We start from the raw sequence: 11888 nt of genomic DNA, 5'->3' as shown, positions 1-11888 counted from the left end.
AATTTTACGGAGACGCCTTAGAGTCGGTATGAAATCTAAATTTCGCATGTATCGGTTTAAAAACGAGGCTGCTTTAGTCTTGTGCACACTTGTTTGGGGGGGTACATTCACGGCTACGAAAATGAGCCTCGTTTCCGTTTCCCCTTCTCTTTTTTTGGGGATCCGCTTCGCGATCGCCTCCCTGGTTTTTTTAGCCTTCGCTTTGTTAAGCGAAAAAGGTCCGGGCGAAAAAGAGGATGCCCCCCATATTAAAGCTTCCTTTCTTTTAGGTCTCTGGATGTTTTTAGGATTTGCCTGCCAAACCATAGGATTGAAATTCACTACGGCGACGAAATCCGGCTTTTTAACCGGAACCCTCGTCGTGATTACTCCTATCCTGCAGACGATATTTTTTAGACGACTCCCGAATACGGGGAATCTGCTCGGGGTCGCCGTAGTGATGGGAGGTCTTGTTTTTCTTTCGGCGGATACCGGTCCGGCGGACACCCAGTTTCTCTTTCGTTTCGATTGGGGCGATTTGATCACCGTTGCGGGGGCATTCTTCTTTTCATTTTACATTCTTTTAATGGATAAAGCAAGTCGGGAAGTGTCCATCCGGACTCTTCTGCTTTCGCAAACTCTCCTCACTAGCCTGCTTTCTTTCCTTCTCGCGTTCCTGTTGGACGCGCTAAATTGGGAAACGTTGATGTGGCATTGGGAATCCGGGGTTTTACCCGCTTTGATTTACAACGGCTTGATTTCCTCGGTAGGAACCACTTTTCTCCAGACGAAGTACCAGAAAACGGTCACTCCTACCCGAGCCGGATTGATTTTTTCCTTGGAGCCGGTATTTTCCGCCATGATCGCATTTTACGTATTGGACGAGAGATTGGGAAAATTCGGTCTGATCGGTTGCGGCTTGGTGATGACCGGAGTGTTCTTGGCCGAACTCGCCGGAAAACCGAAGGAAATGTACGCTAACCTGGAAAAATAGGAATTCTCTTCTTCCACCTGACCTTCATTTCTCTTCGGTCGGCGGAGGAGGCGGACTTTCCGGCCGGGTAGAAGTCTTCGTTTCTTCGGGCTTGGTTTCGGAGACGGGTTTTTTGTCCTCCCATTCGGAAGGTCGCAGGCTGTCTTCGAAAGAGAAGTTCCGATGAATGTTGAAGCCGAGGGAATACTGACGCTTTCCGAAATCGTATTCTCCTCCGTTCAGCAATTTCGTCTGGGCCAGCGCGGCTATATCCGTTACGAAAAGTTGAAATACGTGCCCTCCCGTTTCGAAGTCCAGGCCGAAACTGAATGGTACCGAATAATGGGGGGCATGCTTGTGCAAAGTCACGTTCTGAAGATAGACGGAAGGTAAATCCCTGGGAAGAGAATACAGAGTATTTATGTCGTTGGGCGTAAGAGTTTGTAGTCCGGCTATCTTGCTTTGTCTATCCGCGGATGCGTAATCCGTACCTATATAATCCCTCTGCTTTGTGAGAATCGTTTCGAACGTAAAATCCACCCGTCGGAACAGTTTGATCCTGCCTCCTATATCCACTCCGAAACGGTCGTTTTGGAGCGTGGACTTTACGAAATTCCTATGGACGAATGTCGGGGAAATCTGCAGGGAAAATACGTCGTTGAATCTCCGCGAGATCAGGAACGAGGTCATATAACTTCTCTTATCGTTATCCGATAAGGTGTAATGATTTAGGTTCTGCGAAATTTGTGCGTCCAGCGCCGAATTTCCGCTCGAGGGAACTTGGATCGTGGGGCTCAGGGGAATTACCTGTTTGTCCGTATCTTGGGAAGCGACTCCCCAAAAGCTTATGGTAAACGGGAAACCCTCGGTTTGGGTCAGCAAGCGGACCTTGGACCTCAATTCGTAGGTTTTATTCGCCGAAATCCTGGCCGCTCCGACGGAAATCCGATCCGTTACTCCGTAGTCGCCTCCGATCAGTATGTTCGCGCCGGAATCCAATCCGAATAAGTTCGAAAATCCGGATTGTGCGTCTCCGAACCTATGATTGAATCTCAGATCCAGATTTTTATAACCGACGTCTTCGGTGGAAGGAAGGTTGATCATTGTCGGGCTCATGAATGTGGAGCCTTTCGAGAATGACGGAAGTATGGGAAAAAGGAGCAGAAAGAGCAGGTATTTCTTGTTCATTTTGATCTGAGTACGGGTTCGAGCTGAAAGATCGTTTTGATTTCGATTTTTTCGTTCAATTTCAACGAGAGCAGGGTCGGAATCTCGATTGAGAAATCGTTCAGGTAGATTGGGAAGTCGGCGGTGTACGAGAATCCTTCAGGATTTTTGGACAATATTCCTTCTATTAGAAAATCATTTTTTTCTTTTCCATGAAGAAGTAATCTTCCGACGGTTTTTACCTTTCCGGAGTCGGGATCGAAATCGAGAATTCTTCCGTCGTATCTCGCTGTCGGAAATTCCTCGGTCTCCAGATAGTTATCATGAAGATGGGAATCTCTCAAACGATTTGCAGTCCGAAAGTCCCGAAGGTCTATGCTGATCGATACCGTCTTATTCGAAGGATCGACTTCTCCCGACGCGATCCGACCGGAACCGTAAATCGTCTCTTGGGGAGCGACGCTACGGAAATAAATCCTGGCGGAAGAAAGCCTTAACTTGGATTCGGGAAATTCCAACCCTTTTGCGGAATGAGCAAATAGCAACAAGGCACAAAGAGGAAGAAAGGTCCGAAGCGAGATCGCCTTCCGTCGATTCGAGCTCATGGATTTGCGCCTCCTTTAATCCAACAATAGATGGCCTGATTGAGAGTGTCTGCCGTATAAGCGGACATCAATCCTCCGGGAATCACCACTCGAAAAAGAATACTCGCATTCGGATTGCCGGGCACCACCACAGACGAAACGGAATTGTAGCTTGTGATATCGACCCCGCCGTTGATATTACTTCCGCTATGACAACTACCGCAATGGTAGGTCGTTCCCTGTCCTTGGCTGAGGCTGGCGAAAGTCGGTCTAGCGACGGAACATTGGTAGCTGATCTGTTGCCCGCTGAGCAAAAGCGCCTCTAATTCTCCTCCACGAATCTTATCCGCACCGGAATTTTCGCAGGAAAAAAACGCGAACACGGATAAGACCGAAAGAATATTGAGAAACCGAACTTCCCGGAGACCCATCTAGAATATCGCCTGCGCCGAAACGTTAAACGCGGACTTCAATCCTAATTGAGGTCCGTTCAAGTGTTGGTATACGGGGACTCCGTATTCTAAGTTAAGCCTGGTTTCCACCTCCGAACTAAAAGGAAGCCTGATATTCGTTCCTGCATAAACCACGGATCTCCTTCCTCCTTGTCTCTCAGGGTCGTTTTGCGGATCCATCAAAATGCTCAAGGTCGGATCCGCTCCGCTGATATTTTCCCATTTTTGGAATTGAAATCTTCCCAATAACGAGATCCAATCCGCGATCTTGTATCCGATCCATACGGAAGCTTCATAGCGGTTTCCGAATTTGTAGGCGTTCGCATTCTTTCCGTTTCTTAAATTGGCGAAAGCTTGGCTTCCCCAAAAAACTTTTTCCCATTTTCCCGTATAAGTGAGTCCGGGAGAAGGGTTGTAGGTTCCCGTTCCCGGCTGCATGTTATATGGTACTTTGCTTCGCACGGTTCCGGGCCCCATATAATCTTTTTCATCTATAGAGCCTGTCGGAAAACTGAAGCCGAAGTTCACAAGGAGGTTATGGTTTTCCTTATGAACGAATCGATAAGATAGTTGTCCTTGGATGTCTCCCGCTCCTTTAGCGCTCATATACGAGTTCAGGTAGGAGCCCGCGTTCAACATTTCCATCGTATTCCTGACGTAGGGAATCATCGCCATTGCGGTCAAATTCTCGGTAATCGCGAACATTGCCGTAGCCATGTGCATTTCCATGTTCATTTTGACCGGTGTCATCATATATGTGGAGCTCGTGGTTGTGCTGGAGGGCATCGCCATTCCGGCCATCGGATTCATGGTCGTTACGGTATTGTGGGGCAGGATGAGAGGCAAGGTCGGATCCATTTTACCTCCTCCTTGGTATAGACCCGACATATTCATCAGCATATAACGATATTCTACCGTAATTGTTCCCGGAGTATGCGTGTGCGTTCCCATCAATCCGGCGGGAGCTTCGAGAAGGTGATCTTTCCCGTGTTCGTGCGTTTTCCTCTCCCCGTCCTTTGTTTTCTCTTTCGGAACGGCCGGAATCTCCTGCTCTAACGGAGTCGGAGCGGGATCCGATTCCTGAGCGGAGATCGAAACTCGAGAAATCGTGAAAATCGCGACGAAGATTCCAACGCTAACGAATTTTCTACATTCCATTCATTCCACCCATGTTCATCGAGGAAGTCGCGCCCCCCGGTTGAAAGATCGTCGTGAGAGAAGGATTTCCCCCTACGGTAAAGGAATTCGTAACGGTATAACTTTTTCCGTCGATCACGGAAATCGTTCCATCGCTGAAGTTCGGAACGAAGATGTTCTGTACCGAATTTCCTATCGAATTCAGTGCGAAGGTTCTGTAAGTAGTCGCGGCTTTTCCTACGGGAATCGTACTCAAAAGATTCAGATTGGGAAGATTGGAACTATCGTAAACGTACATCAGATTCGCGGAAGTGGAAGCATCCGTCGAAGCCGTCGACACGAACAACCGTTTCCCGTCTGGAGATTGCTGTATGTCCGAAAATCCCACGTTGCCCACCGTGATCGGGGTTTTTACACCGGTACTAACGTTGATGACCTGCAGATTCCCTTTATTCGGGGAGGTAGAGGTGTCCGTTCCCGCGAGAATCAGGAACTGTCCCGTGGTATCCAATTTTAAAGTAGAATACGTCGTGCCTACGCTCGCGATCGGAGTTCCCAACGCACCCGTGTTTCCGTTTCCGGTCGGATCTATCACCGCTATGCTTCCGGGAGTTGCGGGGAGGTAAGTATAAAATAGATTCGTAAGGGAAGAATAGACCATTCCTTTCGGCTTGGAGGCTAACGTAATCGTATTCAGGATCCCTCCGGTTTGGCTTAGGAAAGTGGGGGAGTCTTCGCTATTGTCGATGACGGAAACCGTATTATCCCCTTGGTTCGTGACCATGGCAAGTTTCGGATCCTGGGTTTGGGAGGCGGCGTCGTGTGGCCCTTTTCCTACGCATAGATTTGCGTGGGTGTGAGATAGAAGGACGGGATCGGAGGTATCATGGATGACCGTAAAGGATCCCTGGGTGGAGGAGCATAGAATCGGATCCGCCCCGGTCGAATTTCCGTCGTTTAACAACCAGCTATGGTCGGTATTCGCGGGATCCACATAGATCGTATTCGGATTCGTGCCTACCGAGAGCATCCTTAACGGAGAGGATCCTTGTCTTGCATCCAAAATTGCGACTTGATTTGCGCCCTTAACCGTGCTCAGGACATGGCCGGAACCGATTCCTGTGGCCGTCAAACCGCCGGGAATCGCACCGAAAGAAGTTCCGGGAAGTAAGGATACCGCTCCAGTCATGGAAACCTGAAGAACGTTTACTCCGAAATTTCCGCTTCCTTGGTTCGCAATATAAACCAAAGCCTGAGGCTGACTCATGACGATGAGGTCCATGGCTAAGATCCCACGATTGCGACTTCCATCTTTGGGAACCGCACAGTTTGCGAATGCAAATCCGAATAGTACCGTGAAAAATACGGAACATATTGTTTTCATATTATAAATACCTAATGTTATTTCTCTATCCCGGCGGTTTCTTCCAGAGTTTCGTAGCGCCTCGCTCGAACCGATTTCGTTTCCGTTCGTTCTTCGAAAGACGTAATTCGATCGTTTTTAAGACCCTATTAGATTAGGGAAAAGATTGCGGAAATGGGAGAATTGCCTTTCCGCACCGCCTGAATGTTCGGGAAGTTTAAAGGTGAGAAGGGGGCCGGAGAATATCGTGCGGGTGTCCGACTGTCAAAAAGGAATCCGAATCTGGCCAGGATTCGAAGGCATAAAATTCCGGACGAATCCGGAAGGCAGGTTTTCCCTTTAAAAAAGGACCGGCAAGGGTTAAAGTTCGAGAGGATTTTTCGTGCTTTTTACAGGAACATTTGTGGGGAGCCGATTCTTGGGCCTCTTTGGAATGGCAATTCCGTGCATTGTTTGCCGAAGAAATTCCCTTTGTTCCGGATTCTAGGATTTTCTTTGCGAACAATTGGTCTTCTTCGTGAGAACTGTGGGTTTCGGAAGCGGAACCGTGGTTACAGGTACAAACGGAAAAATCGTAAGAATAGCGCTGGAATGCGGCATGCATGGCTTGGCCCGCAAAAAGAAAGGCGATAAAAGCGATGAAAAAGCGGTGCACCATACGGGTCCGGTACCAGGCTGGGGTCGTTTTAAGTCGGGTCAAGAAGAATCCATATACCGTTTGGGCATGATTTTTTGCGGAAAAAACCGAGAAATAGAACGATTCAAAACTAAAAGGACCGAAAAAAAACCGCGCTCCGAGTTCGGTTAACGGAATCGGCTAAATTCAAATCTCGAATGGGAAAAAATCCAAATATCGAATGGGAAAAAATCTTTTTTACTTTTAAAAAATTTCGGTCTATGAATCCTTTTTCTTCGCTATGAGTATTCGCATAAGAGTTTCCATCTATGTCTCTTTGGTTCTGCTCGCCGGTTTTGTTCTTTTGGCGACGTTAAATTCCATTTCCTCCTACAGAAATCTAAAGAACGAAGTTGAAAGTAATTCGGAAGTCACCGCTGACCGCTGGTCCTTGGAAGTCAAGGATATGCTGGATATCGGATTGGGAATGATCCGTGGTTTCCGCTGGCCCTTGATTTATGCAACTCACGAAAGAGCTCCGGTTCAAAAGGCCATGCAAGGGATGTTGTCCAGGAACAAAAAATGGTTCGGTTTCTGGTTGATCTACGAGCCGAACGCATTCGACGGTCGCGACAACCAATTCGTGAACACTCCGGGGCACGATGCGACGGGTAGGTTCATTCCTTATTACAATAGGGGAAAGAGTGAGGAAGAACTGTTGTTGGAGCCGTGCGTCAATTTCGACCGGGAGGACGAAAAAGGGGAATTTTATAATATTCCAAAAAAGACGAACGAAATGGCCGTTATCGACCCATACTTATATCCGGTAAACGGAAAGGACGTATGGATGATTTCCCTTACTGCCCCCATCAGCGTCGACGAAAAATTCTACGGAGTCGCAGGGATAGACATCTCTCTGGACCAACTGCAGGCCTTTTTTAAGGGAATCAAACCGTTTCGCGGCCAAGGATACATCTCCTTGGTATCGCCGAAAGGATTGGTCGCAGCGCACAGCACGGATGTGGAAGTGGTCGGCAAAATGATCGGCGACAAGGATGAGCTGGATTATGTATTAAAGAAAAAAGACGAAGGAAAGAGATTCGATCGTCGTTCCGAAGGGCATATCCACTATTACACTCCCTTTCGTATCGGAAGGGAAGCTAGATATTGGGTCGTAAAGGTCAGCATTCCCGAGTCGATCTTCTGGCAGGAGTTGAGGAACGTGATTTTGGAAAGCGCTATCACTTCGATATTGATCCTGGTGGCAGTCTTGATCGTTTTGAATCTGATCTTTAAAAAATTGATCAGCACGGGATTACTCCAAGCCATAGGTTTCTCGGAGGAGATCGCGAAAGGAAACCTGACGGTTCACACCGATTACGAAAATGACGACGAAATCGGTAAGGTGTTGAACTCGATGTCCCAGATGAGGGACAGTCTGCGTAAGATCGTTCTGGAAATCGGTTCTACCGCGGACAAGATGTCCAAGACTTCCGACGAGATGAACTCTTCTTCCGGCAATTTTTCCGAAGTGGCTCAGACCCAGGCTTCCGCAGCGGAACAATCTTCCGCAGCCGTGGAAGAGTTAGCGTCCTCCGCTGCAAACGTAGGTACTTCTATGGAAAAAGCGGTATCGAACATGAAGGAGATTGACGGTAACGTGATTCTGTTACGTGAACAGATCACGAATATCAATCGGGAAATGCAAGGCTTGGCGACGCTTGCCACCGAATCCATGGCGGAAGCGGCCAGCGGAGAGAGTGCGATGAGTTCCTCTACGAGGGCAATGGCCGGGATACGGGATTCCGCCTCTCGGATTTCCGAAATTCTTTCCATCATCACCGATATATCTGAAAAAACGAATCTACTTGCTTTGAATGCGGCGATAGAGGCGGCAAGAGCGGGAGAAGCGGGAAAAGGCTTTGCGGTCGTCGCGGAAGAGATCGGAAAATTAGCCGCGCAGACAGCCGCCTCTGTCCAAGAAATCGGCGATCTGGTGAATTCCACGAACGAGGCGGTCACGAACGGAAACGCGAAAGTGGAAGAGGCATCGGACGTGCTCAAACGTTTGAAAACGAGGGTGGAAGAGTTCGATCGTACGGCCAAGAGCGTTCTCGTATCCGTCAAAACTCAGGAAAATAATACGGTGGAAATCGGCCATAGCTCCACGAGTCTGATGAATTTCAGTCTACAGATAGAGGAGGCGGTTCTGGAGCAGAAGCGAGCCACGGAAGAAATCACGAAAACGATCCTAAGCATTTCGGAAGGAACGCAAGAGATTGCCGCCGGAGCCGATCAGGTTACGAGTTACTCCGGCCAAATGAGAGGTCAGGCGACGCAACTGACAGGTTTGGTCGGTCGTTTTCAAACGAACTGATTTTTCGGAAAAGGAATTCGTTTCTGCGAGCCGGGATCGAATTCCTTTCCTCTAAATCATCAACGCTTGCATTCCCGTCGAAATCGCAATCCTGTTCCAGGAATTGATCGTATTGATCAGAACGACCAGTGCGACGAATTCGCGCTCGTCGAAATACGCTCTCGCGTTTTCATAAACCTCTTCGGGAACTCCCTTTTCGGAGATTCGGGTAACATATTCCGTTATTTCCAGAGCGGCTCTTTCCTTTTCGGAATAACACGGTGCGTCTCTCCAAGTATTCAGTAGATAGATCCTTCTTTCCTTTTCTCCGAAAGCTCTCGCATCCTTCGTATGCGTTTCGATACAATACGCACATCCGTTGATCTGCGAGGCCCGTATTTTGACTAGTTCGTATAATTGCGGTTCTATTCCTCCTGATTTCGCGAATTTCTCCATTTTCAACATCGATTCCAAGGCTTCAGGATAAGCTTTTGCATAATTCAATCTTAGGCCCATTTTTCCCTCTTTTTCAATGAAGACGCCGGGGAAGGGAGGCCCGTGACAACTCCAGGTTCATTTTTTGAATAGCCGTCGGTGAGATTTCCGTTTTTCCTCGGAATCGAAGGCATCGAAGAACAGGTCCGAAAATGGCGAGTCAAACCGGAGAAAGTATCGTATAGTGTCGTCGATGTTGGACGCGAATATTTGTTACCAAGCGATTTTGACCCATGACTCTAGATTCGACGGAGTATTTTTTATCGCTGTCAAAACCACTAAGATTTATTGCCGTCCGATTTGTAGGGTGAGAGCCGCGCATTTCAAGAATTGTGCGTTTTATCCGAGCGCAGCGGCAGCGGAGGTCGCCGGTTACAGGCCTTGTTTAAAATGCAGACCTGAACTTGCGCCCGGTTACTCATCGATGGAGGCAACGAGTCGTCTCGCAAATCAGGCGATGCAGATGATAGAGGAAGGTGCGTTAAGCGAAGGCTCCGTGGAGGACCTGGCGGAGGAATTCGGAGTAACTTCGCGCCATTTGAGGCGGGTAATCAAAAGCGAATTCGGAGTTTCTCCGATCGAGCTGGCTCAAACCCAGAAGTTGCTTCTGGCAAAGCGTTTGCTGACGGATACGGATCTTCGTGTGACGGACATCGCGTTTGCGAGCGGTTTTTCCAGCCTAAGGAGATTCAACGCGCTCTTTAAGGGTAGGTATCGGATGGTTCCGAGTCAATTCCGTAGGACTCGGGTCGCGGCTCGCGACACGGATTACGTGAATTGCGACCTGAGTTTTAGACCTCCTTTCGATTGGGGGACTTTATTAGGTTTTTTGAATCAAAGACTTCTTTTCGGAGTGGAATTCATCCGGGGCGAAACGTATAGCCGGACCGCATCTATCGGAGGTTTTCAAGGAACGGTTTCCGTTTCTCCGATTTCCGGAAAGGATATGCTCCAGGCGAAGATCGGCATTTCCTTGCTTCCCGTTTTGGTTCCCGTGCTATCCCGTTTACGGAAGTTATTCGATCTGAATGCCGAACCCACTTTGATTTCGAAACGTCTCGGCAAATTGTCCGCAAAAAACCCCGGACTCCGGGTTCCCGGCGCTTTCGATACGTTCGAAGTCGGAATCCGCGCGATCTTGGGCCAGCAGATCAGCGTAAAGGCCGCGACAACGCTTGCGGGAAGATTCGCGGACAAATTCGGAACTAGAGTGGAAACGGAAGTAGCCGGTCTGACCCATCTTATGCCGAATGCGGAACGGATCGCTAAAACCGATGTGAAGAAAATCGCTTCTCTTGGAATGCCTCTCGGTCGCGCGGAAACTATTCTGAATTTCTCAAAAGCGATAGCGGAAGAGAAGTTGGATCTCAGGCCCGACGGAAACTTCGACATGCAGCTGAACGAGCTCATGAAAATCAAAGGTATCGGAAAGTGGACGGCGGAATACATCGCGATGCGGGGATTGAGTTGGCCGGACGCGTTTCCGCATACTGATTTAGGAATACGTAAAGCGTTGGGGGAGGACAATCCTCGTAAAGTGCTGGAAAGAGCGGAATCTTGGAGGCCGTGGCGTTCGTACGCGACCATGCATCTGTGGAAATCATTGGAGGAATGAATATGTATTATTACGGAAAGACCCAGAGCCCGATCGGAGAGATTCTAATTCTCTCAGACGGAAAAGACATCGTAAGAGTGAATATGAGTAAGCAGAAATATGCCGCCGAACTCGATTCGAAGTGGCTGGAAAATCCGGATCTGAAACCGATCTCCCTCGCGATCCGACAGTTTGCAGAGTATTTTGCGGGTTCCAGGAAAGAATTCGATCTTCCGATTTCTTTTTCCGTCGGCTCTCCGTTTCAAAGGCAGGTTTGGAAGGAACTCACTCGGATTCCGTTCGGGACTCTCATTTCCTACGGTGAATTAGCTCGTAGAATTGGAAATCCGAGCGCTTCCAGAGCCGTAGGTCTTGCGAACGGAAAAAATCCGATCGCGATCATCGTGCCCTGTCATCGAGTGATCGGTTCCAACGGGAGCTTAACGGGATACGGCGGAGGATTGGATAGGAAGAAATTTCTATTGGAGTTGGAATTGAGACAAGGAAAAGCTTCCGAGCCATCCGATCCGGATTTGCTTCGGGGAATCCGGAAGTGGATTCATTTGGAACAAGACGCCGATCTATTCGAAGCCGGTTGTTCTTAGAAGAGGTCATAACTTGCGGGAGAAAGGATTGGGCGACGGGACTAGGTGGTGCTAGTGGGGAAATTTGGCGGCCCCCACCCAGGTTCGGGTGGAGGCGGTGGGCTCGTGGGCCAATTGTCGTCCGTTGCTCTATCATAAAAAGCTCCTTTCTACAACTTCTTTTTTCCACTCCTTCTCGTGGGGACCTCCTACAAGAATTTGCCCGAAAACTTTCTTGTCGAATTGAGAAATTTCTGATATGCGATGAAGCGCGCGCAAAGGTGCGAAGGGGTACCACCGCACCGGCCCCCACCCAGAGCAGGGTGGGGCCTTCCTCACAAAGCTCTCCGAAATAAAAAATCGAAAGAATTCCGTACGTTTTTCCTTGACGGGCCACCTCGATTCTCTACATTGGTTTTTACGGCCTTTTTCGTATGGAAGATCGCCGGCAAAGCTGAACTGGTTTTGAAAAACGGAGTTTCTCTCTTTTTAAAAACTTTGCAGAGGCAAAACAAAGTTCCTTAACAACAATTATAACTGCGAATGAGAAATTAAAAAGCTGAGATTAAGATCGGGGATTTAGAGTTC

Annotated in this window: 11 protein-coding genes; 4 read left to right on the top strand and 7 right to left on the bottom strand. The window is 48.6% G+C overall.

Translation table 11 applies throughout. The features are described 5' to 3' along the window. Nucleotides 1-28: 28 nt before the first annotated feature. The gene (locus tag EHO61_RS02015; protein ID WP_281276620.1) at nucleotides 29-973 is read left to right on the top strand and encodes a DMT family transporter; all 945 of its coding nucleotides are present in this window, start codon (nucleotides 29-31) and stop codon (nucleotides 971-973) included. A gap of 24 nt (nucleotides 974-997) precedes the next feature. On the opposite strand, the gene EHO61_RS02010 is transcribed toward EHO61_RS02015, so the two are convergent. From EHO61_RS02010 to EHO61_RS01985, 6 genes are all read right to left on the bottom strand, one after another. Then, on the bottom strand, nucleotides 998-2140 hold the full coding sequence (locus EHO61_RS02010) for a DUF5777 family beta-barrel protein (RefSeq protein WP_246031965.1): 1143 nt from the start codon (nucleotides 2138-2140) through the stop codon (nucleotides 998-1000). Then, on the bottom strand, nucleotides 2137-2724 hold the full coding sequence (locus EHO61_RS02005) for a YceI family protein (protein ID WP_135811980.1): 588 nt from the start codon (nucleotides 2722-2724) through the stop codon (nucleotides 2137-2139). The genes EHO61_RS02010 and EHO61_RS02005 overlap by 4 nt, the downstream gene beginning before the upstream one ends. After that, nucleotides 2721-3134: an LIC11213 family lipoprotein gene (locus tag EHO61_RS02000; RefSeq protein WP_135811979.1), complete on the bottom strand. Its 414-nt coding sequence runs from the start codon at nucleotides 3132-3134 to the stop codon at nucleotides 2721-2723. The genes EHO61_RS02005 and EHO61_RS02000 overlap by 4 nt, the downstream gene beginning before the upstream one ends. Further along, nucleotides 3135-4313, bottom strand: a complete 1179-nt coding sequence (locus EHO61_RS01995; RefSeq protein WP_246031964.1) for a transporter family protein — start codon at nucleotides 4311-4313, stop codon at nucleotides 3135-3137. Further along, nucleotides 4303-5676, bottom strand: coding sequence for a YncE family protein (locus tag EHO61_RS01990; RefSeq protein WP_246031963.1), 1374 nt, complete (start codon nucleotides 5674-5676; stop codon nucleotides 4303-4305). Before EHO61_RS01990 ends, EHO61_RS01995 begins: the two co-directional genes overlap by 11 nt. A gap of 196 nt (nucleotides 5677-5872) precedes the next feature. Next, on the bottom strand, nucleotides 5873-6313 hold the full coding sequence (locus EHO61_RS01985; RefSeq protein WP_135811978.1) for an LIC_11090 family protein: 441 nt from the start codon (nucleotides 6311-6313) through the stop codon (nucleotides 5873-5875). 259 nt (nucleotides 6314-6572) lie between these two features. On the opposite strand from EHO61_RS01985, the gene EHO61_RS01980 reads away from it, so the two are divergent. Continuing rightward, nucleotides 6573-8648, top strand: coding sequence for a methyl-accepting chemotaxis protein (locus EHO61_RS01980; RefSeq protein ID WP_135811977.1), 2076 nt, complete (start codon nucleotides 6573-6575; stop codon nucleotides 8646-8648). A 51-nt stretch (nucleotides 8649-8699) separates the two neighbouring features. On the opposite strand, the gene EHO61_RS01975 is transcribed toward EHO61_RS01980, so the two are convergent. Next, nucleotides 8700-9143, bottom strand: coding sequence for a carboxymuconolactone decarboxylase family protein (locus EHO61_RS01975; RefSeq protein WP_135811976.1), 444 nt, complete (start codon nucleotides 9141-9143; stop codon nucleotides 8700-8702). A gap of 172 nt (nucleotides 9144-9315) precedes the next feature. On the opposite strand from EHO61_RS01975, the gene alkA reads away from it, so the two are divergent. Together alkA and EHO61_RS01965 are read left to right on the top strand one after the other, a co-directional pair. Then, the gene (alkA, locus tag EHO61_RS01970; RefSeq protein ID WP_135812537.1) at nucleotides 9316-10737 is read left to right on the top strand and encodes a DNA-3-methyladenine glycosylase 2; all 1422 of its coding nucleotides are present in this window, start codon (nucleotides 9316-9318) and stop codon (nucleotides 10735-10737) included. Next, nucleotides 10689-11321 carry a methylated-DNA--[protein]-cysteine S-methyltransferase gene (locus EHO61_RS01965; RefSeq protein ID WP_246031962.1) on the top strand — a complete coding sequence of 211 codons (633 nt, stop codon included), beginning with the start codon at nucleotides 10689-10691 and terminating at the stop codon, nucleotides 11319-11321. Before alkA ends, EHO61_RS01965 begins: the two co-directional genes overlap by 49 nt. The last annotated feature ends 567 nt before the right edge of the window (nucleotides 11322-11888 follow it).

Source organism: Leptospira fluminis, assembly GCF_004771275.1.
GTDB classification, from domain to species: domain Bacteria; phylum Spirochaetota; class Leptospiria; order Leptospirales; family Leptospiraceae; genus Leptospira_B; species Leptospira_B fluminis.
Note: the sequence above shows the minus strand (reverse complement) of the source record. Positions and strands in the feature narration are given on the sequence as shown.

Excerpts from the sequence above, each read along its gene's own strand:
- EHO61_RS02015 (WP_281276620.1), top strand. The coding sequence starts at position 29 with ATGAAATCTAAATTTCGCATGTATCGGTTTAAAAACGAGGCTGCTTTA.
- EHO61_RS02010 (WP_246031965.1), bottom strand. The coding sequence starts at position 2,140 with ATGAACAAGAAATACCTGCTCTTTCTGCTCCTTTTTCCCATACTTCCG.
- EHO61_RS02005 (WP_135811980.1), bottom strand. The coding sequence starts at position 2,724 with ATGAGCTCGAATCGACGGAAGGCGATCTCGCTTCGGACCTTTCTTCCT.
- EHO61_RS02000 (WP_135811979.1), bottom strand. The coding sequence starts at position 3,134 with ATGGGTCTCCGGGAAGTTCGGTTTCTCAATATTCTTTCGGTCTTATCC.
- EHO61_RS01995 (WP_246031964.1), bottom strand. The coding sequence starts at position 4,313 with ATGGAATGTAGAAAATTCGTTAGCGTTGGAATCTTCGTCGCGATTTTC.
- EHO61_RS01990 (WP_246031963.1), bottom strand. The coding sequence starts at position 5,676 with ATGAAAACAATATGTTCCGTATTTTTCACGGTACTATTCGGATTTGCA.
- EHO61_RS01985 (WP_135811978.1), bottom strand. The coding sequence starts at position 6,313 with ATGGTGCACCGCTTTTTCATCGCTTTTATCGCCTTTCTTTTTGCGGGC.
- EHO61_RS01980 (WP_135811977.1), top strand. The coding sequence starts at position 6,573 with ATGAGTATTCGCATAAGAGTTTCCATCTATGTCTCTTTGGTTCTGCTC.
- EHO61_RS01975 (WP_135811976.1), bottom strand. The coding sequence starts at position 9,143 with ATGGGCCTAAGATTGAATTATGCAAAAGCTTATCCTGAAGCCTTGGAA.
- alkA (WP_135812537.1), top strand. The coding sequence starts at position 9,316 with ATGTTGGACGCGAATATTTGTTACCAAGCGATTTTGACCCATGACTCT.